Origin of the sequence: Moheibacter stercoris (assembly GCF_040545805.1) — a bacterium.
Lineage (GTDB): Bacteria > Bacteroidota > Bacteroidia > Flavobacteriales > Weeksellaceae > Moheibacter > Moheibacter stercoris.
In genome coordinates, this window is the sequence record NZ_JBEPMO010000001.1 from 347395 (window position 1) to 372227 (window position 24833).

Genomic DNA, 24833 nt, shown 5'->3' on the forward strand with positions numbered 1-24833 from the left:
AAATTTCCTTACTTATCTATTACTCATTCTTTCTAACTAAGATTTTTAATCCTTGAGAATAGATTCATTTACTTAAGATTTTGATAACGATTAGATAAAGTTAAATTTTTTGTAAAATAGCTGAAAGCCTTTATTACAAAAAGTTTCAGTTCGCATAAGTAGAATGTGAGTAGTTAACATTTCGCGACTTATTTACTACTCAATTTACGAATTCGTTAAGATTATACAAGAGAATTCAGCAGATGTTTTTTTGCTTTGTGAGTCTAATTTGTTAAATAAAAATTTTATGAGGACTAAAAATGTGTTGTTAAGCTTCCTCTTTTTATTTGCATTCTTCCAATTTGTGGATGCGCAGGTAAAAGGGACAGTGAATGACCAAGATGGATTTGCAGTGAGCGATGCCGAAGTAAAAGTACAAGGTACTGAAACGGTTTCTTACACTGATGAAAACGGAGCATTCGAAATTGATGCTCAAATCGGAGATGTGTTAACGATCACAGACATGATGGGTATGTTGGTCGATTTCAAAGTAACCAAAAACGACATGGGTGTGTTGAGCTTCAACTCAACTTTGTTGGATGAAGTAGTTATTTTGGGTTATGGTATTGCTGAATCTGATGAGCAAAAAACAGGTTCATACGTAACTGTAAAATCAGATGACATTGAAAAAGTAGGATCAGTTTCTTTTGATCAAGCTTTACAAGGTCAGGTTGCTGGTTTGAGTATTGGTGCAGCTTCTGGACAACCAGGTGCAGCATCTCCAATTTTCGTAAGAGGGGTTACGTCTTTGACAGGTAATACAATGCCTTTGGTTGTTGTGAATGGTGTTCCAATGGTTACAAACGATTTGTCTAGCATCGCTGCTACAACGAATCCATTGGCAAACATTGACCCTTCTACAATTGAATCTGTCACTGTATTGAAAGATGCGGTTGGAACTTCATTGTATGGATCTCGTGGTGCAAATGGTGTAATCTTGGTAACCTTGAAAAAAGGTGTTAAAGGAAAAGGTAAATTCTCATTCAATACTGAATTTGGATTTGGTGATGTTGCGTATGAGAAAAATGATTGGTTAGATGCTCAAGGGCATACAAATTTCTATGCTCAAACTTTACAAAACTATACGGGATGGTCTGCAGAAGATGCGTATGCATATGCAGTGAATGATTTAGGATGGGATGGTGTTTCTAATACAGACTGGAGAAAAGCTGTAAGACATAATTCTATTGGATCTCAAAAGTATGTATTGAACTATTCAGGAGGTTCTGAGTCTACAAGAATCTTTACTTCCTTAAGCTACAATACGCAAGATGGTATTGCTTCTGACGCAAGATATGACCGTATTGCTGGTTATTTAAGCGCTGGTTGGGATGTAAACGAAAAAATGAACATTGATTTCAACATCAATTTAAGCAAAGCAAATCAAAAAGGACCTACAGATGGATCTTCTTTCTCAAACCCTATTTTTGCTAGCTATTTGATGTCTCCAACTCAAAATGTATTCAATGCTGATGGATCTCACAACTTGAATTTAGCATTTATCAATCCAGAATTCAACCCAGTTGCTTTACAGGCAAGAAACGTTTCTAATTCTGATTTCTACAAAGTTGTAGCAAACTTATCAGGAGATTATGATATCACGAAAGATTTGAATTTCGAATCTCGTTTTGGTGTTGATTACAACTTCTACGATGAGTTGTTGTATTGGAATCCTGATTTTGGAGATGGTGCTGGAGAAAATCCACTAGGAAAAGGATATGGATTGTCTTCTGCTAGAAACTTTTCAACTTGGAACTGGACTAACGCTTTGCGTTATATGAAAACATTTAACGATGTTCACAATTTAACTTTGACTGCGGGAACTGAAGCAATCAAATACAATACAAGTTATACAATTGCTGAAGCAAGAGGTTATGCAGCGGGTAACACAAACCCAACATTGGATAACGCAGTAAATCCTTATGGAGCTACTTCTGCAGGTGCAGATTATTCATTCGTTTCATATTTTGGACGTATGGCGTATAACTTCGATGATCGTTACTCTGTAACAGCGAACATTCGTCGTGATGGTTCATCTCGTTTCGGTGCTGGAAACAGATGGGGAACTTTCTGGGGTGTTGGTGCTGCATGGAACGTACACAAAGAAAACTTCTTAGAAAATTCTGCTGTTAACGAATTGAAATTAAGAGGATCTTATGGTACAGTTGGTAACGCTGAAATCGGAAACTATGCTTCTTTGAAATTATTCAAAGCTACAAACGGAGCTTACTTAGGTCAAGCTGCTGGAGCAATCACTCAATTAGGTGATTCTAACTTGAAATGGGAAACTTCTGAACAAATCAACGTTGGTTTGGATTTAGGATTGTTCCAAAACAGAATTAGAGCTACAGTTGATGTTTACGAGAAAAATGTAAAAGATTTATTGTACACGAAAGCAACGAATGCTTCTTCTTCTGGATTTACTTCTTACTGGACAAACGATGGGGATATGCAATCAAGAGGTATTGAAGCTTCCTTGACTGTAGTACCTGTTAGAACAGAAGATTTCGAATGGTCATTGTCTGGTAACTATGCATACAATGATTCTAAAATCAAAAACTTGAACAACGGAAACTTAGCAGTAAGAAACGGTGTTAAAGCTTGGCAAAACGGACACAACCCAACTGAATTCTATACAAGATTGTGGGCAGGTGTTAACCAAGAAACTGGAGAAGCTCAGTGGTATACAGACGGAACAAAATCAGAAATTACTTCTGACTATTCAAGAGTTCAACAAGCTTTTACAGGAGAGCAAGCTTTACCAGTTCACACTGCAGGTTTGTCAACTTCATTGAACTACAAAGGATTCTCTTTGAGCTCTCAATTCTCTTATGCTGGTGGACACTCAGTATACGATTACTGGGGATTTGTGTACAACGGAGATGGTGCTTTTGGTTACATGAACACAAGAGAAGCTTGGGCTAATGGTGCTTGGACTCCAGAAAATGCTGGTTCTGCAACTTTACCACAAGCTATCTATGGAGGAAACGGAAACAGTTCTGCAAACTCAACTCGTTATTTATATGACGCTGACAACATCCGTTGGAGATCTGCTGAATTAGGATATACTTTTGGTAAAAACATCTTAGGGGATAAAGTAGGATTAGACAAATTGTATGTATATGTAAAAGGATACAACTTGGTAGTTTGGGCATTTGATGATGATGTATGGTTTGATCCAGAAACTTCTTCTAGTGATCCAGATTTCTACGGAATAGAGCAATTAGGTTTATACAACTTGACTCAGCCAAACTTGAGACAGTTCGTATTTGGAGTTAAAGTTGATTTCTAATCTTTATAAATAGAAAACAAAATGAAAAAAATATTTTTTAGTTTAAGTATCATCGGATTGTTGGGATTGACTTCTTGTCAAGACGATTTTATGGAATATGAGCCAACTGACACAAGTGACGTAGGAACTGCGATCACCAACGAAGGTCAGTTGCAAACAGCGGTTTTTGGTGTATATGATGCTTTACAAAGCAATTATGCATACGGAAACTACTACATCACGGCACAAGAAATCATGACCGACAATGGGTTTGTTATGTTTGATAACTCAAACCGTTTCACAGATTTCTACCGTTATACGCACGCACAAGCTACAGGTGGTTCTATTAGCAATATGTGGACGATTGGATACCGTGCGATTGCAAGAGCAAACTTTGTTTTGTCTTTTGAAGGAAATATTACAGGAAGTTCAGTTGATCAAAACTTTGCAGAAGCAAGAGCTTTAAGAGCCTTGACTTTGTTCAACTTGGTAAACTACTACGCTCGTCCTTATGGAACAATCAACCAAGACTTAGGAATTCCAGTTCCAACTGTATTGGAAACAGATGTTCCATTGGCTCGTAAAACTGTAGAAGAAGTATACGCAGAAATTATTTCTGAATTGGAAACAGCTGCACCTAATTTAGGAGCAGAAAACTCTCGTATTACTCAAAAAGCAGTTTATGGTATTTTGTCAAGAGTGTTCTTGTACAAAAAAGACTACCAAAAAGCTCAAGACTATGCTGCTTTGGCATTGGCTGGAAGCGAGTTGTTAAATGGAGTTGTTGAAGTAGAAGGAGAACCTACAACAGACGCAACTGTATTGGAGAATTATTATTTAAATCCATTGGCAAGTTCAGAAACTTTATTTGCTATCGATTTTACAGCTTTGGATAATCCAAATACCAACGATGCATTGAGTGCTACTTGGACAATTGGAGGAACTTATGAAGATACTGCTGCAACAACTGACTTCTACAATCTAATTGAAGAAGGTGATGCTAGAAAAGGTCTTTATTCTGTAATTCAATCTGCAGATAATCCATTGCCATATGCAGTGAAGAAATTTGGTCCAGTTGATAACGATGTTGTGGTAATTCGTGCAACTGAGGTTAAATTGAACCAAATTGAAGCTATGTATTATACCAACCAAGCAGCAGCATTGACTGAATTGGTTGATTGGGTACAAACCTACAGAAATCCAGAGTATACTTTCTCAGGTTCTGGTCAAGCTTTGTTGGATGAAATCTTAGAACAAAGAAGAATTGAGTTGGCATTTGAAGGGCATAGATATTTCGATTTAAATCGTTACGAATTGCCAATCATCAAAAGTGCAAACTGTACAGTGAATTGTGATTTACCATTCTCAAATCATATGAGAGTATTCCCAATTCCTTTCAATGAAACGAACACCAATTCATTGATGGTTCAAAACCCTAACTATTAATAAACAGCAATACTAGTAGTTAATTAATAATAAATGCTTGAAAGCCGCTTCCTTTTGGGAGCGGCTTTTTTTATGGTAGAAAATGTTTTGAAATTTTTAAACCAAATTCAAAGATTGAAGATGGAAGTTTTGAATCCAAATATTCAAGTTCTCTTCAGGTGATAAACTGAATTTTTTACGCAATTTGTATTTGCGATTTTGAACGGTTCGGATAGAACTATAGGTAATTTCTGCAATTTCTTTAGTCGAATAATCCAATTTCATCAAGGCACAAAGTTTCAAATCAGCCGTTGTTAAATCTGGAAAACTAGAAACCAATTGATTGTAAAATTCCGGATAAACCTCAATGAAACGCGATAAAAAGTGAGGAGAATTCATTTGGGCTAATTCCGCTACTTCTTCAAAAGCCGTGTTCAATTTTTGTTTCAATTGGGTATTTTCCTCTTTTCTGTAGGTGTTTTTACGTTTTTGTTTTTTGATGTACAAGTACACAAAAATTCCCGTAAGGATAAAGGAAATACTTAGAATAATCAACAAGAAATTGGATTTTGATTCGGCTGATTCTAGTTTCTTTTTCGAAGCATTTTTTGCCAATAAAATAGGAACTTGAAGATTGTCTTGATGAAGAATTTTCAAGCTATCATCGACCGCAACATAATCAGCTAAATATTGGTTAGAACGATTTTCATCGCCAATTTTACCGTAGATTTCTGATAGTTTTTTGAGCAATTCGGGTTCTGGTCGATTGAGCTGGTTTTTGAGGGCAATAGAGCGTTCGTAATAATAAATCGCAGAATCGTTTTGACCTATTTTTTCATAATACTTCGCCAGCATTTTATCAAAAGTTGCTTCGGTGTTTTTGGTTCCTAATTTTTGTAAAACCCCTTCCGAATTTTTCAAATAATACAAGGCAGAATCCATTCTATTTTGCTCCATATGGACATCGGCCAAACTGATGGAACTAACGAAACGATTGTTCAAATCTTTGGTTGGCGAATGAAAGGCTGCTTGGTAAAAATACAAGGCAGAATCCGTTTGATTCTTTAATTGATAGGCATCTCCAATGTTGATATAGGATTTATACATATTGTCGGTGCGCTTGTCTACGTCACTGATTTTTTTGGAAATGGCAATCGATTCTTTGTAGCGTCTGATGGCTTGATCATGCAAACCCAAAACATGCAAATTGATTCCTTCGCCAAAGTAAATTTCAGACATATCTTCGGGCGATTCTTTGGCATAAGATTCATCTTTTGCTTTGATGAGAAGTTGGGTTGCTTGCTCCAATTTATTTTGCTTAAATAAAATGGCCGAAGCGCCTACATAGCCTTTGGTAAGTCCTTTGGAATATTTTTTTTGAGAAGATTGGGCAATGGCATTTTCAAACAAGACAAGTGCCTGATTGTATTGTTCTTGGCTGGCTAACTTATCAGCCTCATCAATCATTCCATCAATTTCAGGGTATCCTTTTTGATTGGGAAATATAAACCCAATATCGGCTCGTAGATTTGTATGTGACCCCCAACATACAACTACAACGAGAAATAATTTACTCAATTTCATTCTTACAACACATTATCAACACTTTAAAATATTTGATTTAACAAATATTAATTTTTGAGTGGTTTTTTTTACCTGCAATTTGTATACCAACAATCAAATTTGTTTCAATATTAGAAAAACTTAACATTTAGATTTCCTATAATTGAGTTCTTATAATAGAATTTCATAGAAAGGTTTTACACCTGATGGTTGGGAAGTATTATATTAATTGATTCAATTGACAATCAATAAAATCGGTCAACATATGAAAAAGTAAACCAATTCCGAAAATTCTTGTTTTGGAGAAAAAAAGCATGAATGCATAAACGATCATTGCCCAGTAGGAATGCAATAGGTGAAAATTGATGCTACATCTTCCAGGATCAAATATGGGATCGGCTAACAAATGATCCAAATCAACCAACATTGTACAAACTAAGAGTAACCAAGCTTTTTTCCAATTAGATCGATAGAAAAGGTACGCAATGATTCCAGGCGCTAAAAAATGCAAACCATAATGAACCAAAAACTGGAAAATGCTCCAATAGGAAAGATCAGTCATTTGGAAAATGCTTTTTGGTAAAACGATTCAAATCGGCTTCTTTGTCCAAGGCTTGTTTCTCTTCGATGAAGGCAAATAATTCCTCTGTCATGTCTGGAGCCAATAAAGTTCCTCTTGTGCCCATACCATTGAATAAATAGATATGAGGAACCTTTGGATGCGCACCTATAACAGGTCTTCTATCTAGTACAGTAGGCCTAATTCCTGCCCAATGCTCCAAAACTTCCACTTTTCCAGAATAGATTTCCCCTAAATAGGAAAGAATTTCTTGTTTTCCTTTTTCGGTCGGTTCAGGGCTTAGGTCATCTCGATCATAGGTAGACGCGGTCAAGGAAATTCTTGGTTCTATTTCCAATAAAAAATTATGAGCTTTCCAAATTCCTTCAGAAATTGAAGTTTCTGTTTTGATTTTGAGTACTTCTCCTTTTACACCAATGATGGGTAAGTAGTTGAAATAAGGATTTTCCTTGATGCCAAATCCGTCACAAAAAACGAGTTTATCTGCTTGAATATCTTGGTAAAGTACATGATTCTCCTCGATTACGATTTGATGGTAATCAAATTTTTCTTCTAAAATGAATTGATTCGCTTTCAAAAAATTGCGAAAATCTTGAAGACAAGTGGATAAGTCGATTCTCCCGGTTTGTTTAACTTCTGCAAATCCTTTTGGTGCATGTATTTTTTCTGGAGCATCTTGCCTGATCGTCGTATCTAGAAATTTAGAAAGTTCTGGCTTTTCGGCTTTTAGGTTCCAAGCGTGAATTTCATTATCATCTTTTAAAATTCGATAGGTAGGAATTTCATGAACATATTGACCGCCTAATAAGCTTTCGAACGCACGGAAATACTGATGCATACGATCTAATTGTTGTTGGGCTTTCCAAATCAGGGCAAATCGTTTCAAAACAACGGGATTGTAAATGCCAACCGCTACTTTTGACGCCATATGCTCCTGGGAATCGATAACCAAAAATGATTTATTTTGTTGAAGTAATTTTAAAGCGAAACAACTTCCAGCTACGCCTTGCCCAACAATGATATAGTCAACCTTCTTCATGAAGCTATAAAGGTATTTGAAATTATTCAATCTCAAGTTCAAAGAACTAATTAGGGTTTCTTATTATTGGATAGGTTAAAATAACTACCTATCCTATGTTAAGGAAAATTAGTATAAAAAAAGCCCTGCAATAACCAGGGCCATCATTAACTAACAGTGAGTAAAACATTACTTTTTGAGAATCTTGAATATTTCCGTTTTTCCACCTTCTAATTGAACTTTCACTAGATACGTACCAATTGGTAGGTTGGATATATTTAATTTTTTGGAAGAAGTATTCTTAGTTACTTGAACCAATCGTCCTTCTAAATTGTAAACTTGAATCGAAAGAATATCATCTTGTGTAACAATATTCACTATATCATGGGTTGGATTTGGATAGTAAGCAAAATCAATTTTTGATAAATCATCCATTCCCAAAGTGGCACATTCACCTTCTAAACTCATAAACCCTTCTAATCTTAAATCTGGACCATATTCGTATTCATACCAATAGCTTCCATCATTTTCAGATTTCCAAGCAGGTAATGTATTAGGAGAATATTTCACAAATGCTGCCCAATTTACAGATCCATTATTTGGAATTGCATGTGCTTTTAAAGCAATCCAATATCTTTTATCGGCGTTTGGTGTAGCTGGGAAAATAATTGTGTTGGGTAAAGTAAATTCCACTTCATAGACAGGGTAATTTTGAAAATTAAATAAACCAACTTGTTGAATTGAAGAAGGAGAAATGCTTTCAATTGTTTCTCCGAATTGAGCACCAACTCCATTTTCACCTTCATGGAAGCTTATATCAAATTTGGTTGGTTCTGCACTTGTTGTATAAACAAGGATGTTGATTTTTTCCATTTCATATTGCGTATTGGCCAAAACGTTAAAGTCATTTGCCGCTCTATGATTTCCATATTGAGTATCAGATATTGTCATGCCTGTTCTCAAATCTCCATTTAGATCTAATGCGCATGGATCATAATCATCTTCTACACTCTCACATGTAACTTCTAAGGCATAAGAACCTAGCCAAACGTCTGTATAGCCTTCAATTAGGATATAGTAAGTTGAAACACCATCGGAATAGAAAGTTAATTTTGATGCTTGTCCACAAGAATCATCATTGTACATAATTCTATTGTTTAATGTACAATCAGAGTAAACACTTAAATAAGAATCAAAATTAGAATTACATAAAGATAAAGTTACAATTTCAGGTTCTCCATTTCCTGTAAATTTATAGAACACATCTCTTGAAGTTGTAGAACCTCCAGAATCAGTAGCAAAAAAGATGGAACCCGTTGCTACATCACCACAACTTACAGGGATTGCATTTTCGCATTCATCATTTGCCGGTGGTCCAATAGGTAAAGCACATTCAACAAATTTTGTTCTATTTCCAGTTTCGGAATAATCACATTCATCATTTAAATGTAAATAAAAGCGATAAGCGCCTGTTGTAAGAGGTGAAAAACTAACTTCTCCCGTTCCTGCAACGTATGCTACAGTTCCGGTTTCGTCAGCAATGGTAATAAAGTCTGTTTCTACAGAGCTAGAAAATTTATAAAGTGTTTCTTGTGTTAAGTTAATTATGCTATACTCTCCTGTTCTAGCATTGGTTGTAATGGCTTCTGGACCATCTCCACATGTAGGCGTAACAGGACTAGTAGGGAACTGTCCCAAAGGAGCTGTTAAACACCCATCTGTTAATACCGTACAATTTAAATTGGTGGTGATTTTTTCTTCTCCTCGAACAATTTGCCCTGAAGCTACGATTTGGTCTCCGTTAGAAATTATATAATGCGCACTACCACCCATTTCTGTCAAATCTTCAGATTTAATTTCAAACGTTAAAGGACCAGGTGCGGTGATGTGTTTTATATCATCGAAACCATCGGTGGTATAATGTCCACCTGATAATAATAACTCATCTCCAGCGCTTAATTTCCATGAAATGTAATGACCATAGGTATGTCCAATTACAGAAACCGTCCATTCACATCCTAATTCAGGAGCACCATCGTTACAATAAATATATCCAGGACCTGAAATTTGGTTTTCGAAATGTCCATATTCTTCTGCATCAACACCCGTCGTAACAAGGTAATATAACGTCCCGGCTTCTAATTGAGTGGTAATTTGTGAAGTTCCTACCCCACCAAAATTATCATTTCCAGCAACAAAATTAACCAATGGAGCATTTCGACTAAAATTATTTTCATACAAGAAAATCATTCCATCCCATCCATCTTGTGTTGATGTAAGGGTATAGGTTCCTGTCTCACTTACGTGGAAATAACCATATATGTTTAAAAATACATTTTCTCCGTTTTCATCCAATGCTGTACCATCTTCAGTTGGTCGATTGAAAGTAGGTCCATTGGTTGTTTCTGCTGATAAATCACAGCTTGCATACAATGATGGTTCTTCAGAGAAAAAATCGATCCAATAAAAATCCAATACAGATGCACCAATTTGACCAATTAATGTAGACATACCCGTTTCTAGATTCACAGATCTAAATTCTGATGAGATATTACCCACATTGAACGCAGCCATGTAGACTTGGTTCGTTTGAGGATCCCAAGCAATAGCTTGTTGATAATACGCATCAAAACCAATGTACCCAATAGGAGTAGAATTACCTGTTGTTAAATCAATGGAATATAATCTATCTTCGTTTCCATCAAAAGTATAGGCATTTCCATCCCCTGTAATGGCCAATCCAAGAGCATAATAACCCAACGTATTTAAGGAGCCAATTAGCTCGTAGGTAAGATTAATTGGATCTAATAAATATAATGTAGTATCGGAAATCCCATATAATTTTCCATCAACAGGATTGAAAGCCATTGCTACTATAATATCAAACGTATTGATGTTTCCTAAAAAAGTATAAGTTCCAGTCGGAATATCCAATGAATAAAAAGAACCATCATCTCTTAAAGTATATGCTTCATTTTTATTTTCAGGTTTTAATGCACCTGCATACTCAAAAAAATGACCATCTCCAATTACATTTAAAAAAGAAGGATTGGTAATGTCAAATTTGTATAATATTGCATACATTCCTTCATTTCCTACCGCTCTAGTGATAGGGTCAATATCAATCCCATCAGTTCCGTAGTCAAATCCTCCTAATTGAACATTCATGGAGTTTTGAACAGCATAGTAATTTCTCAATTGATTCACTTCATCAATTGTAAAGTAGTTCAAAATACTACCCCTTCTATTCTCATGGTTTTCGAATTTATTAACCAATTCCTGGAGACTTAAGGTCTGTGAACTGGTTTGCTGTGAATAAACATTCAAAATGTTAAACAGCAAGAAAAATGTAAAAATTATTTTTTTCATGTGTTCTTGTTAATTTTTGCCAAAACTAAATGCATCTATACCTTTAACATAGTATGTCATGCTTTTTCCATTAGTATTTCGGCTTTTAATTTGTCACATGATTGAAAATCAACTTTTTGTAAAATGGCTTTTTCTGAATAATGTCCACATTCTGGACTTCAATTCTTAGAATTTATTTGTTTCAGATTCAATTTTACCTCCATTTGAGTGAAAATTTGGGCATACGAAAAGTTCGTTCGAATTCAATTGAAATAAATTCAAACTAAGAATTCTCAAATTTAAAATTCGAAGGATTTTTGGAATTAAGATTTGTTCATTTCCAATAATGGATCTATAAATTCTCTTGAATTGGCCAATCTTGGAACTTTGTTTTGTCCGCCAAGTTTTCCTCTGGACTTCATCCAATCAAAAAATAAATTGGGTTTGGCAACATTCAGTTTTAATGGATTTAAAGTGATGTTTTTGTAGCGCTTTGCCTCATAGTCAGAATTGAGTTCCTGTAAGGTTTCATCCAATAATTGAGCAAAACCATCGATGCTTTCTGGCATTTTCTCAAATTCGATGATCCACTCATGCGCACCCTTTGCATTTCCTTCCATATAAATAGGAGCAGCCGTAAATTCTTTGATAATAGCACCCGTTTTGGCACAAGTTCTTTTCAGGGCTTCTTCTGCATTTTCAATAATCAATTCTTCACCAAATGCATTGATATAATGTTTGGTTCGTCCAGAAACAATTATTCTAAACGGATCTTTGGATGTGAATTTCACGGTATCTCCAATGATGTAACGCCACAATCCACCATTGGTGGTAATGACAATTGCATAATTTTTTCCGATTTCTACATCTTCTAATGCGATAACTTTGGGATTGTCCGAATCGATTTCCTCCATCGGAATGAATTCATAAAAAATTCCATTGTCTAACAACAACAACATGTCTTTGGAATCACTTCGATCTTGGATTCCGAAAAATCCTTCCGATGCATTATACAATTCGTAGAAGTTTAGTTTTTTGTGGGTAAGGTTTCGGTAATTTTCTTCATAGGGTTTGAAACTAATTCCTCCATGAAAAAAGACTTCTAACATAGGCCAAACTTCATCTAACTTTCCTTTTCCTGTTTCGGTCAACACATTGTTGAGCAAAACCAACATCCAAGAAGGAACTCCTGTTAAACAACCGATATCTTCTGTGATTACGGCATTGGAAATTGCTTTCATTTTGGTTTCCCATTCGCTCATCAAGGAAATTTGCTTGTTGGGCGTATTGCGTAATTCGGCGTAGAAGGGAAGGTTGTCAATCAAAATAGCAGACAAATCACCAAAAAGCGTATCGTATTTCTGGTAGATTTCGGAACTTCCTCCCAATCGAAGGTTTTTATTTTTGAAAATTTCGGTGTCAGGATGGTTGTTCAAGTAAATGGCAAACATCATTTTTCCTGCCGCATAATGACATTCATCCAAGGATTCTTGACTGATGGGAATAAATTTACTTTTGGCATTGGTGGTTCCAGAAGATTTTGCAAACCATTTTATTTTTCCTTTCCAGCTGACGTCTTTTTCCCCTTTTCTTGCTTTTTCAATAAAAGGTTCAAAATCTTCGTACTTCACAAGGGGTAAATTGGACTTGAAATCTTCATAAGTGCCAATGGATTTAAACCCGTATAAATCTCCATACTCCGTATTTCGAGCAATGGATAAATTCTTAAACAAAATGTTTTCTTGGGTCTCAATTGGGTTCTTAATGAAATTCTCAATTTGGCGCATTCTACTGCTCATTAAAAGCCCCATGACTTTGTTCACCAATCCTTGTGCCGGCATATTTTCGTACTTTTATCACAAATTTAAGGAAAACAATGATTTTTGAGGGACAGATTCGTAAGATGATTGCAGAAAATGGCAATCCAATTCGTTATTACCTAAATCTTAAAGACGATTATATCGATTTAAATCAGCAACTTGGAAAGAAATTAACTCTTGTACATGATCATTATGAATGTTTGGGTTGTGGATTGAACAAGGAAATTTACCGAATGGGTTATTGCCAAAATTGTTTTTTTACACTTCCTCAAGCCAATGAAAGCATCATTCGTCCTGAATTATCCAAAGCGCATTTAGGAATTCAAGTTCGAGACTTGGAGTGGGAGAAAAAATTTGAATTACAACCGCATATTGTGTATTTGGCAGTTTCGCCCGATTTGAAAGTTGGGGTAACTCGTGCAACGCAAATTCCTACTCGTTGGATCGATCAAGGCGCCAATGCGGCAATTATTCTCGCAAGAACAGAAAACCGATACGAAGCGGGAATGATTGAGGTGGCGTTGAAAAATGTCACGTCTGACAAAACGAATTACCAACGCATGTTGAAAACCGAAAAGGCAGAGGTTGATCTGGTTCATCAAAAGGATTTGTTCAAAGTTTATTTGCCTGAAGAAGAATCCAAATTTTACTTGGATGACAATACAATTTACGAATTTCATTATCCGGTTATGCAGTATCCAACCAAAGTGAAATCCTTGAATTTAAAAAAGGAAGGTAGGTTTGAAGGCACTTTATCAGGCATCAAAGGGCAATATTTGCTTTTTGACGATGGCACCGTTTGGAATGTACGAGGCCATGAAGGATTTTATGTTCAATTGAGCATTTAACCCTAAAAAGATGTGATATAGTCAAAAAGTTCGGCGTTTTCGTCAAGGTTTAATTTTTTGGAAATTCTTTCTTTTCGTTTTCGGCAAGCATCGATGGTAATGTTGAGCAAGGAAGCAATTTCTTTGGTTGTCAAATTCATGTATAAATAGGAGACAAAACGAAGATCATTGGCATTGAGATCGGGATGCTTATCTTTCAAATTTTTCAGAAATCCTTGATTGACCTCTTCGAAATGGGTGAAAAACTCGTCCCATTCCGTTTCATTTTTCATATGTTTTTTTAGATCATTGAACTGTTTTTTCAAATGAGTGTTTTTGGCGACTTCAGAGGAATGGCTAAGTTGTTTTAAAACATCTTCGATCAATTCATTTCGAGCCGATAGAGAAAGTGCTTTGGCGGTTAATTTCCTGTTTTTGGTTTCCAATTCATTTTTCAACTTTTCCTTTTCCAAAAGGGACTTTGTGTTTTGTTCTTCGAGTTCTTTGGCCAAAAGAATTTTTTGATTTCGTTCTTTTTCCAACTCCAATTCCATAATCTTTTGATTGTTTAAATCAATGATTTTTCGCTGTTTCAATCGAGCCAAATAGTTGAAAATGGCTATAATAATCGACAATAATAAAATCAGAGAAGCAATCAAAGCACCAATGAAAATCTTGCGTTCTCTTTGAAATTTTTCCTGACTGACGGCCAATTCATGTTCTTTGTTCTGGAGTTCAAATTTGATTCGACTATTTTCATATACTTGGCCATTTTTGATTTGTTGAATACTGTCTTTTGCAAGAAACATTGAATCTTTGTACTGAAGTGCTTTTTCTAATTCATTGGAATTGGCGTAGATATCGGACAGTAATTGATAAGATCGAAGTTTTTCAATCATGCTGGCGTATTGATCTTTGCCAACCAACTCGGCGTAATAGATGGCCTTTTTATATTGTTTTTCTTCTAAATAGTTTTCAGCCAAAAGCATAAGAAATCCAATTTTTGCAGGCTGATGTTCGGGATTGGTAAGTTTTGGTAATTCTTGTAAGCACAATTCAATTGCTTTTTTGTTTTGCTTTTTAAGGGAGAAGATTTTGGCTTGAATTGTTTGGGCGATATAATAATTTATTTCTGGTTCTTGTAAATGCTCAAAGGCTATTTCAAGATATTTTTCAGCTTTTTCAATGTCTTCGGTTGCCGCTGCAATGGAAGCAACATTGGCCGCAAATAGATGGATGTTTTTTTTGCTATTGTGTTTAACTGCAATATCATAAGATTTGGTAAAATAGGACTCTGCAGATTTATACTCTTTTTCTTTATAGTATAAAATGGCAATGCTGTTGAGAACGATGATTTCATCTTTGGGCTCTAGATGTTCGATGGATATTTTATGGGCAATTAAAAATTGGTTGAGCGCTTCTCCATAATCCAACATCATATAATAATTGAGACCAATGTTGTTGTAGGATAAAAATAGTTCATGGTACCAATCGTTGGTTTTGGCAATTTTTTTGACTTGCGTCAAAAGTTCCAATGATTTTTCATGATTTTTTTTGTGTAATTCTTCAATACCTTGATGCAAAACATCCATGGTTTCTTCCCTAGTCTGACTTTGAAGCAAAGTAGTGTAGGTGAGGAAAACAAAACAAAATAATGTATGAAGATAGAGGGATTTCAAATTTGAGCGAATATACGATAATTCCAAATTTAAATGGATTAGCCCCTTATTTACAAATCAATATCCGAATTTCTATTGATTCAAAATAAAAATATAATTCAAAAAAAAGTCGAACAAAAGTTCGACCTGCCCCTAACCAACTTTCTTATCAAAATTGATAAGCTAGTGTTTTATGATTCTATGTGTTGATGTGTTTTGAGATTTCGTTAGAATTTTTAAGAAATATATCCCTTTTGGCAATTGAGAAATTTCAATTTGATTTTTTGAACTTTCGAACATTAATTTTCCCATAGAATCATAAACTTTCACAGATTGAATCGGTTCATCAGATTGAATAAAAAGATAATCTTGTGCAGGATTGGGGTAAATTTTCACAGAAACTTCAGTGGGTTGAGATTCCAAATTGGATAAATTGTTATGGTAGAAAATAAAAACAGATCCAGCATCCATCAATTCATTTTCTTGGTTTTCGTCAAAATCATCTCTTGTTGCGCCAACTGCTAGAGTTTCGCCGAAAGCTTGAAAACTCCATCCAAATGCATCTTCCTCCATAGATTCATTGGGTTGAATAAGTTCTGCCAAATTCCAAATTCCCTCAGAAGATTTCGTGTAGTGGTAAACTTTCCCAGCCTCTTGTCCAAAGAAATGGGGCGCTGAAATCCATAGATGATTTTCAGAGATTTGGGTCATCCAGCCATAAAAACTGTCTTCACTGGATGATTCTCCAACCAGTCTTTGCGTTTCTTCCCAGGTTTCTCCATTCTTTTGGAAAACGTACGCAGAAGCGTAGTCAGTTCCAGGATTTCCTTCTGCATAGGCACCCACAACAAATTGATTTTCATGAATGTGAAGTGAATTCCCGAAATAACTATTGGTTTGAGGAGTGGAGGATTCGAGTTTTTGCTGAAACTCCCAAAAACCATTTGCGTTTTTTTCATAAACATAAACTGCACCTTTTCCATTGTTTTCACCACTTGCACCGACAATTAAGGTGTTACCTGAAATGCTTACACCAATTCCGAAATTCGAATATTCAATGGGTTCTGGTGCGGTAACTTTTTGAACTTCTGTCCAGTTTTCATTGATTTTTTGGAACACATATACCGCTCCTGCCCAATCGTTTGTTCCAGGCGCACCGGCCACAAGGGTATTTCCGCTGATGTCTATGCATGTAGGGTTGGCTCCGAGCAAACTATCGTCGCTGTAGTCGGAAGCTACAAGTTTTGAATTGAATACAAAACTTCCATCTGTTAGATCATACAAATAAATAGCACCGGCGCGAAGCGCATCTCCAATGTCTGCTCGACCTGAAGCAATAGCAAGGAAATTATCACCCATTTTCATAGCGCCTCCAAATTCTGCCATTTCATGCCCATCTTCCGCTTGAATTTTCTGATGAAATTCCCAAGTTTCATTCTGGTTTTTCTGGTAAACATAAACAGCTCCTGTGGCAATATTTTCTCGAGAAGCGCCAACTGCCAAATACTGAGAATTCATGGAAGTTGAGGTTCCAAATTCAGCTCGTTGTTCGCGATCGCCAACTAATTTTTGTTGGACTTCATATTGAGCCTTTGATTGGGTTGATAATGAGGTCAAAATGACTAGCATGAGCCCTATTGAATTCAATTGTAATTTTTTCATCATAGTGTATGTATTTGAAGTTAAGTTGCTGCAATGGGAAAAGACTTTCGTTAGTTTTTAATGATCTTCTGGGTTTTCGTATCCCCATTTTGAAGATGGATTTTTAGAAAATAAACGCCTTTTGGCAAATCTTCGACAGAAATTTTAGACGAATTTTCAGTGCGTATTTTCTGTCCAGTTTGAGAATAAATTTCTACCGATTCAGTTTGAATTTTGCTTTCAATGTTGACAATTCCTTTGGTTGGATTAGGATATATTATTAAATTCTGACTTGGTAAAATTTCAGAATCGATTAGGTTTAAATTCAGAAGGTCTAAGGTTATTTTCAGAACTCCCAAATCCATGGTTCCCACAAAAATTCTTAGGTTATCCTCGTCCAAATAAAAATCAGTAGATTTCATAATACTAGACAAATGAATAGGAGCATCGATTCCTAGCGAAAATACATTCCAAGTATTTCCCTGATCAGCTGAATACTTAATTTGAAAATTTTTCCCATCAGATTCAGACGTAATGGAAACTAGGATTTCGTCTTTTGCCAATGCATTTACAGTAAATTCATCGGTAAGTTGCTCCCAAGATAATCCCTGATCTGTTGAAAGAAAGATCCCTTTTGAAGTAGCGAGAACAAAACGGTTGGGTTCTGTTGTATTTTGAATTAGTCGGAAGATTTGATCGGTAGTTGCATCCAGAATTTCTAAACCAACACTAGCGTTCAACCAAACTTGTCCATAATTTGTCGATTTAAAAACTTTGCTTCCTTGTGTAATCAGTATGTTTTGGGAATTGCTAGGATCTACATGAATGGTATTGATTGTACCACTTTCTTGTGGTGTCGAAAGGATTTCGGTTTGAATTGAATTGAAATCATGTACATCCAATTTTATTAATTCTGTCATATTTCCCATCATACTAGAACTAGCATAAATGATATGAGAATTAGTTGGATCAACTGTCAATGAATTGATTTGATCCATATTCATTGGTTGATAAATGGGAGTTTGGGTTATGCCATGATCATTGCTCATAGAAAGGGAAGCATTGGGAAAATAAATGAAAATCCTTCCTTCTGTTTTTTCATCAATGTTGAGCATTACATTGGGAGAATAGGAATTAGAATTAATGGGTACAACGCCTACTGAATTTTCTTCCGAATTTTGAGCATTAAGATGAACAAATCCATTTTGAACTCCGAAGTATAAATGTTCCAAGCCATTGGTATAAAAATGATGCAGATTGCCAAATTCACGATGAAATGGATTCTTGATTCGTTCGAATTCCACTCCGCCATCAGAAGAAAATAACGGATAAAAACTGGAGTTCACAAAAACCTCTTGTTCGTTGAATGGATTAAACGAAAGATTTCGTCCATCATAATATCCTTCAATCGACATATCGGTTTCAGGATGCGTGTATAAATTCCAAGTTAAACCTCCATCTTGGGATTTTGCTATTTCATTTTCTTCCAATACCATCATTAAGTCAGCATTGCTAGGGTGAAAGGCAATAACTCGAATGTTGTCGCTCATATAAGATGTCCAAGGAATGGAAACTAGATTCCAGGTTTCTCCGCCGTCTAGTGATTTATAAAGCCCTTGAGTATGATCGTTTCCATACCCAATCCCAGATCCAATCCAAATTTCTGATGGATTTTCTGGATGAAAGCTTATAGGCGAAAAACAGATTCCACTTAATTTTTCGGTCCATGTTTGGCCTGCGTCTGTTGAAATTAACAATCCACCAGCAGATTCCGCATAACTAATCCCTCTTGCGATGAACAATTTTTCCGCATCATCTGGGCTGATGGCTAGATTTTCTGGGAAATAATCGTTGTTATCGTTTGAATAATAAACTTCGGTCCAGTTTTGGCCACCATCTGTTGTATAATATACTTTTGAATAGTTGAAAAATTCAATTCGATATTCTTGAGCGATTAAGGCAACGTCTGGATTGCTTTCCCAAATTGCATAGGATTTAATGGATTCTCTATCTGCTCCTTCTTGATTAGGAACTTGAAATGTTTTGATTACTGATAAAGAGTGCAAGTTGAATATATGCACTCCATAATTGAGAGAAAATTCTCCAAAGGAATTGGGTGAATTTTTAGAAGAAAAGCTCAAGGAATTTTCCGTTTCTAAGAATTTTAAATTTTCCAATTGTCCTTCTGGATGAGCATATAAAACCTCCCAAGTTTCTCCATTGTCAGAAGATGTGAGAATATGATTTCCTTGAGTTAAAGCATAAAGTTTGTTTTCAAGGGTTGGATGATAAGTTATGTCGAGAATTCTGCCGTATTCTTTGGAACCAAGGGTTTCAATTTGGCCAAACATCATGAAACTGGTGAAGAATACAAACGAAAGAAATCCAATTATTTTTTGCATCAGAATTTTTTAAATTATTGTTTGATGCAATTTCTATGGTTTTGAGAAAATTTTGTTCCTTGCTCTAGGGATTTAGCGTGACATCTTCTTAAGTGAGTGATTTGCAGCAATTTGAGCGAGTGGTTTTAGGTGGTATATTTGAGAGTTATAGTTAAAACAACATTGGATGCTTTGGATTTTACAAAAATGGATTCCTTAAAAATGAAATATTTCGTTTAAGAAGTAAAGATTTGTGTAACTGTATAAATAATCAAACCAACCAAACCGCCGACCAATGTTCCATTTATCCGTATAAATTGTAAATCTTTCCCAACTTCCAATTCCAACTTGTCGCTTAATTCTTTCCCTTCCCAACTCGAAACAGTAGAACTAATTAGAGTTTCTACTTCATTTCGATTTCGAAGAATCATTCGATACAAAAACAAACGAATCCATTTGTTGATTTTTAGACCTAATTCTTCATCGTTTTGTAGGTTTTCGGACAATTTTTGATTGTTTTTACGCAAATATTCGTGCAAAGTAGAATCAGGGTCATTCAAATTTTCGACTAACATTGTTTTGATGGATTGCCAAGCTTCATCGGTATAATGTCGAAGGTTTTCGGTTGAAATCAATTCGTTTTTCAATTGGTCAAATTTCTCATTCCAATTCTCTTCAATCAATAAATCTTGAGCAAATTTCTCCAAATTTTCTGTCAGTTTTTTACGGACAAAATGCTCTTTGTCAACTTCAATTTCTTCCAAAAACATCATCAAACCATCGGTCAATTCTTTGGAAATACGTTTTCCTGCTAGAAATGAGATAAACGGACGTTGTTCCGAAATACGCTCACGGATCATTTGTTGGCTTTCGTTCACATATTCTTTTAGTTGAGGTATTAAGTTTTCCAATAATTTGATGTGTTCTTCTTTTTCAATCAAATAATGAATTCCAGAAGATGTGAGTTGTTGGTAATCAATGGATTTTAAGATTTCTTCACTTTTGGAAACTAAGAATTTTTCTACTTCTTCATCATTCAAATCTTTGACGATTTTTTGAATGAAATTTCCAATTTCCTCTTCTAAAATTTTTTGATTGTCAACCTTTTCTAACCAGTTAGAAACCCATTTTACAACATCTAATTGTTCGATATACGGTCGAATATTGGAAGGATTCAAAAAGTTATCCTTGACAAATTTTCCTAAATTTTCACCCAAATCGTTTTTCTTACGTTCAATCAAATTGGTATGCGGAATAGGAATTCCCAAAGGATGACGAAACAAGGCTGTCACCGCAAACCAATCGGCCAGTGCGCCTACCATTCCTGCTTCTGCGAAAGCTTCAACATAACCCATCCAAGCTTGCGGATTTTGATGCTGAAAATACACCATCAATCCGTAAACCATCGCCATCAGGAAAAACAATCCTGTTGCAATGGATTTATGTTTTCGTAATTGGATTTCTTTTTGGTTGGGCATCTAATTAGGTTTCTAACAATAAAATTACGGATAAATTTTAGAATCCATTCGGCTTAATTAGAACCTATAAAATTCTAATTTTATTTTTCTCTCAACCAATTCGATTTCTCAGATGGATATAATTTCACATCGTTTATCAATTCGAAATAAGGGGTAACTTTTTGAATATGAACTGTATCGATTTTGCTTTCAGTCTTATTTTTGCAGTGAGATTCAAGAATTTGAATCTTTTCATTTGAATTTACTTCTGAACTGTAAATAACGTTTCCTTTCTTCAATTCTTCGTTCCAAAATCCACATTGGTATTGAAAATAACCATGATAAGCGATAAATGGAATCAACGCCAACACCAATCCGCCGACAAACAAAAGCAGGTTTCCCCATTGTTTGCGTTTGGATTTTATGCTTAAAATGAACAATCCATAAATGGAAGCTGCGGTTAAAAAGACTAATATTTGAGGGAAATAACTTGCAAATTTTCGATCTGTAAAGGTCAACGAAATTTGATCTCCATATAAGAAATAGACAGAAAACCATACGATTATGGCAATGCTTAGAACTTGAAGAAACCTTTTCGTAAACCGATAAAATTTGTTCATTATCCGTTTTTCATTAATTCATTCAACACTTCAATTGCCGAGTCGGCTAAGTTGGTTCCAGGACCGAAAATGGCGTGGGCTCCGTGCGCATACAAGAAATCATAATCTTGACGAGGTATCACACCTCCGACTACGATGAACATATCTTCGCGTCCGTATTTTTTCAATTCTTCTACAACCTCAGGAACCAAAGTTTTGTGTCCCGCTGCCAAGGAAGAAATACCTAAGATATGCACATCATTTTCTACGGCTTGCTTCGCAACTTCTGCAGGCGTTTGGAATAGTGGCGCGATGTCCACATCAAATCCCATATCGGCATAACTGGTCGCCACCACTTTTGCGCCTCGATCGTGACCATCTTGGCCCATTTTGGCTACCATAATTCTCGGTCTTCGACCAAATTTCGTCGCAAATGTTTCGGCTAATTTTCTTGCTTCTGCAAATGAGGTATTGTTGTTTGCTTCCATAGCATAAACTCCTTGAATACTTTTGGTTTGGGCTTTGTGTCGTCCAAATACCGATTCCAATGCGAAAGAAATTTCGCCCAAAGTCGCTCTTCTTCTTGCTGCTTCGATTGAAAGCGCCAAAAGATTTCCGTTTCCAGATTGAGCTGCTTCGGTTAATTGTGCCAAAATCTCGTCAACTTTCGCTTGATCTCTTTCAGCTTTGATTTGGTTCAATCGATTGATTTGACTTAAACGAACCGCCGTATTATCGATTTCTAAAATTTCCAATTCTTCTTGATCCAATTTGGATTTGTACGAATTCACTCCAATAATCGCATCTTCTCCAATATCGATTTTGGCTTGTTTTTTCGCCGCCGCTTCTTCAATTCGCATCTTCGGGATTCCCGCTTCAATCGCTTTGGTCATTCCACCCAATTCTTTCACTTCTTCAATGTATTCCCAAGCTTTGGTAATCATTTCTTGCGTCAAAGCTTCGACCATATAACTTCCGCCCATTGGGTCAGCAGTACGGCAGATTTGGGTTTCTTCTTGAATGATCAATTGGGTATTTCGAGCAATTCTCGCCGAAAAATCTGTGGGCAAAGCAATTGCTTCGTCCAAGGCATTGGTATGCAAAGATTGGGTTCCACCAAGTGCTGCTGCCATCGCTTCGATAGCGGTTCTCGTCACATTGTTGTACGGATCTTGTTCGGTTAAGCTCCAACCCGAAGTTTGACAATGCGTTCGCAACATCAAAGATTTAGATGATTTCGGATTGAATTCACGCATCATTTCGGCCCAAATTACACGAGCTGCACGCATTTTGGCAATTTCTTGGAAATAATTCATTCCAATTGCCCAGAAAAAGGATAATCTCGGAGCGAAATCATCAATGTTCAATCCCGCTGCCAATCCCGTTTTTACATATTCATATCCGTCTGCCAAGGTATACGCCATTTCCAAAACAGGTGTTGCACCCGCTTCTTGCATATGGTATCCGGAAATCGAAATTGAATTGAATCGAGGAATGTTTTGAGACGTATATTCGAAAATATCGGCAATGATTTTCATTGATGGTGTTGGCGGATAGATATAGGTGTTTCGCACCATAAATTCCTTCAAAATATCATTCTGAATGGTTCCACTCAATTGATTTTGAGCCACGCCTTGCTCTTCGGCAGCAACGATGTAGAAAGCCAAAATCGGCAAAACCGCACCGTTCATCGTCATCGAAACCGAAATTTGATCCAATGGAATTTCATTGAACAAAATTTTCATATCCTCGACGGAATCAATGGCTACACCCGCTTTTCCAACATCACCCAAAACGCGTTCGTGGTCCGAATCGTATCCTCTATGCGTTGCCAAATCAAAAGCAACCGAAAGTCCTTTTTGACCTGCAGCTAAATTTCGTTTGTAAAAGGCATTGGACTCTTCTGCTGTGGAAAATCCAGCGTATTGACGGATGGTCCAAGGTTTGCGAACATACATCGTGGTATAAGGTCCGCGTTTAAAAGGAGCAATTCCCGGAAGGTTGTCCAAATTTTTTAAATTTTGGGTGTCTTCTTGTGAATATATGGATTTCACTTGAAGGCTGTCCAACTCAATCGATTCGCTTTTACTGCTTACTGATGGCTCGTTGACCGTATATTTTAAATTCGAAAAATCTTTGCGTGAACTCATTTTGATTGAAATGAAGTTTAATTTGCTAAATTACGGTATTCCGATCAAACAAGGCGCTATTTCGTGGAAATCCCATCGAAAAATCATCAATATTTTAAGAAACCCACTGCTTATTGAGATTCTATAAACCCCATTTATTTATCTTTGCAAAATGTCAGAAGAAAAGAAATTTAGATCGGGATTTGTGAACATCATTGGAAATCCAAATGTCGGAAAGTCAACTTTGTTGAATTTGTTGATGGACGAAAAATTGGTGATTGCCACTCACAAAGCTCAAACTACTCGTCACCGCATCAAAGGAATTTTGACGGGAGATGATTATCAGATTGTTTTTTCTGACACGCCCGGAATTTTGGAACCTGCCTATGAATTGCAGTCTAAAATGATGGATTATGTGAAGGAAGCTTTGGTCGATGCCGATATGATTTTGTATGTTGTGGAAGCAGGAGAGAAGGCACCTAAGAATCCGGAACTATTTGAAAAACTGAAGAAAACTTCGACGCCAATTATCATTTTGATCAACAAAATCGACAAAATGACGCAAGAAAAATTACTGGAAGCGGTGGATCATTGGCATTCGTTGATTCCCAATGCGGAGATTTTACCGATTTCAGCTTTGGAAAATGTCAATGTCGATATGTTGAAGACCAAAATCATTCAATCTTTACCAGAAGGTCCGATGTATTTTCCGGAAGATCAATTGACCGATAAATCCGAACGATTCATTGTCAACGAAGTGATTCGAGAAAAGATTTTGTTGAATTACCAGAAAGAAATTCCCTATTCGGTTGAGGTTGTCACCCAAATTTTCAAGGAAGGAATTGAATTGATCCAAATCGAAACCGATATTTACGTGGAACGCGATACACAGAAAGGAATTTTAATCGGCCATAAAGGCGAATCTTTAACCAAAGTTGGAAAAGAGGCGCGTGAAGATTTGGAAAAATTCTTTGACAAAAAAATCTTCTTGAAACTCTATGTAAAAGTCAAAAAAGACTGGCGTAAAAAGGATGGAGATTTACGAAGATTTGGGTATTAAGATGAATGAAGTTCGAA

General features: G+C 36.0%; 15 protein-coding genes. 4 read left to right on the top strand and 11 right to left on the bottom strand.

Translation table 11 applies throughout. From position 1 onward, the window contains the following. Window positions 1–286: 286 nt before the first annotated feature. Together ABID46_RS01540 and ABID46_RS01545 are read left to right on the top strand one after the other, a co-directional pair. The gene (locus ABID46_RS01540) at window positions 287–3331 is read left to right on the top strand and encodes a SusC/RagA family TonB-linked outer membrane protein (protein ID WP_354506171.1); all 3045 of its coding nucleotides are present in this window, start codon (window positions 287–289) and stop codon (window positions 3329–3331) included. A 21-nt stretch (window positions 3332–3352) separates the two neighbouring features. Then, entirely contained in the window at window positions 3353–4756 is a 1404-nt protein-coding gene (locus ABID46_RS01545; protein ID WP_354506174.1) for a RagB/SusD family nutrient uptake outer membrane protein, read from the top strand. Between the two features lie 96 nt (window positions 4757–4852). Here ABID46_RS01545 and ABID46_RS01550 read toward each other — a convergent pair whose 3' ends face one another. The 5 genes from ABID46_RS01550 to ABID46_RS01570 all read right to left on the bottom strand — a co-directional run bounded on the left by ABID46_RS01550 (window position 4853) and on the right by ABID46_RS01570 (window position 13085). Further along, a complete protein-coding gene (locus tag ABID46_RS01550; RefSeq protein ID WP_354506177.1) occupies window positions 4853–6313 on the bottom strand; it encodes a tetratricopeptide repeat protein in 1461 nt (486 codons plus the stop codon). 205 nt (window positions 6314–6518) lie between these two features. Beyond that, window positions 6519–6860, bottom strand: coding sequence for a DUF6122 family protein (locus ABID46_RS01555; RefSeq protein WP_354506180.1), 342 nt, complete (start codon window positions 6858–6860; stop codon window positions 6519–6521). Next, window positions 6853–7917, bottom strand: coding sequence for an NAD(P)/FAD-dependent oxidoreductase (locus tag ABID46_RS01560; RefSeq protein WP_354506183.1), 1065 nt, complete (start codon window positions 7915–7917; stop codon window positions 6853–6855). The genes ABID46_RS01555 and ABID46_RS01560 overlap by 8 nt, the downstream gene beginning before the upstream one ends. A 168-nt stretch (window positions 7918–8085) precedes the next feature. Next, window positions 8086–11265, bottom strand: coding sequence for a T9SS type A sorting domain-containing protein (locus tag ABID46_RS01565; protein WP_354506186.1), 3180 nt, complete (start codon window positions 11263–11265; stop codon window positions 8086–8088). Window positions 11266–11567: 302 nt separating this feature from the next. Beyond that, window positions 11568–13085, bottom strand: coding sequence for a GH3 auxin-responsive promoter family protein (locus ABID46_RS01570; protein ID WP_354506189.1), 1518 nt, complete (start codon window positions 13083–13085; stop codon window positions 11568–11570). A gap of 35 nt (window positions 13086–13120) precedes the next feature. Here ABID46_RS01570 and ABID46_RS01575 point away from each other — a divergent pair, with 35 nt between their 5' ends. Next, the gene (locus ABID46_RS01575) at window positions 13121–13912 is read left to right on the top strand and encodes a DUF2797 domain-containing protein (RefSeq protein ID WP_354506192.1); all 792 of its coding nucleotides are present in this window, start codon (window positions 13121–13123) and stop codon (window positions 13910–13912) included. A gap of 2 nt (window positions 13913–13914) precedes the next feature. Here ABID46_RS01575 and ABID46_RS01580 read toward each other — a convergent pair whose 3' ends face one another. The 6 genes from ABID46_RS01580 to scpA form a co-directional block, all read right to left on the bottom strand. After that, window positions 13915–15513 carry a tetratricopeptide repeat protein gene (locus tag ABID46_RS01580; protein ID WP_354506195.1) on the bottom strand — a complete coding sequence of 533 codons (1599 nt, stop codon included), beginning with the start codon at window positions 15511–15513 and terminating at the stop codon, window positions 13915–13917. Window positions 15514–15732: 219 nt separating this feature from the next. After that, window positions 15733–17214: a T9SS type A sorting domain-containing protein gene (locus tag ABID46_RS01585; RefSeq protein ID WP_354506198.1), complete on the bottom strand. Its 1482-nt coding sequence runs from the start codon at window positions 17212–17214 to the stop codon at window positions 15733–15735. Window positions 17215–17261: 47 nt separating this feature from the next. After that, complete coding sequence (locus ABID46_RS01590) at window positions 17262–19592, bottom strand: T9SS type A sorting domain-containing protein (RefSeq protein WP_354506201.1); 2331 nt, start codon at window positions 19590–19592, stop codon at window positions 17262–17264. 215 nt (window positions 19593–19807) lie between these two features. Next, window positions 19808–21049 (bottom strand): DUF445 domain-containing protein, encoded by a 1242-nt coding sequence (locus ABID46_RS01595; protein ID WP_354506204.1) that lies wholly within the window; start codon window positions 21047–21049, stop codon window positions 19808–19810. A gap of 80 nt (window positions 21050–21129) precedes the next feature. Further along, the gene (locus ABID46_RS01600; RefSeq protein ID WP_354506207.1) at window positions 21130–21648 is read right to left on the bottom strand and encodes a hypothetical protein; all 519 of its coding nucleotides are present in this window, start codon (window positions 21646–21648) and stop codon (window positions 21130–21132) included. Beyond that, the gene (scpA, locus tag ABID46_RS01605) at window positions 21648–23777 is read right to left on the bottom strand and encodes a methylmalonyl-CoA mutase (RefSeq protein WP_354506209.1); all 2130 of its coding nucleotides are present in this window, start codon (window positions 23775–23777) and stop codon (window positions 21648–21650) included. The genes ABID46_RS01600 and scpA overlap by 1 nt, the downstream gene beginning before the upstream one ends. 151 nt (window positions 23778–23928) lie before the next feature. Between scpA and era the strand changes: the two genes are divergently transcribed. Then, window positions 23929–24816 (top strand): GTPase Era, encoded by an 888-nt coding sequence (gene era / locus ABID46_RS01610; protein ID WP_354506212.1) that lies wholly within the window; start codon window positions 23929–23931, stop codon window positions 24814–24816. Window positions 24817–24833: the final 17 nt, after the last annotated feature.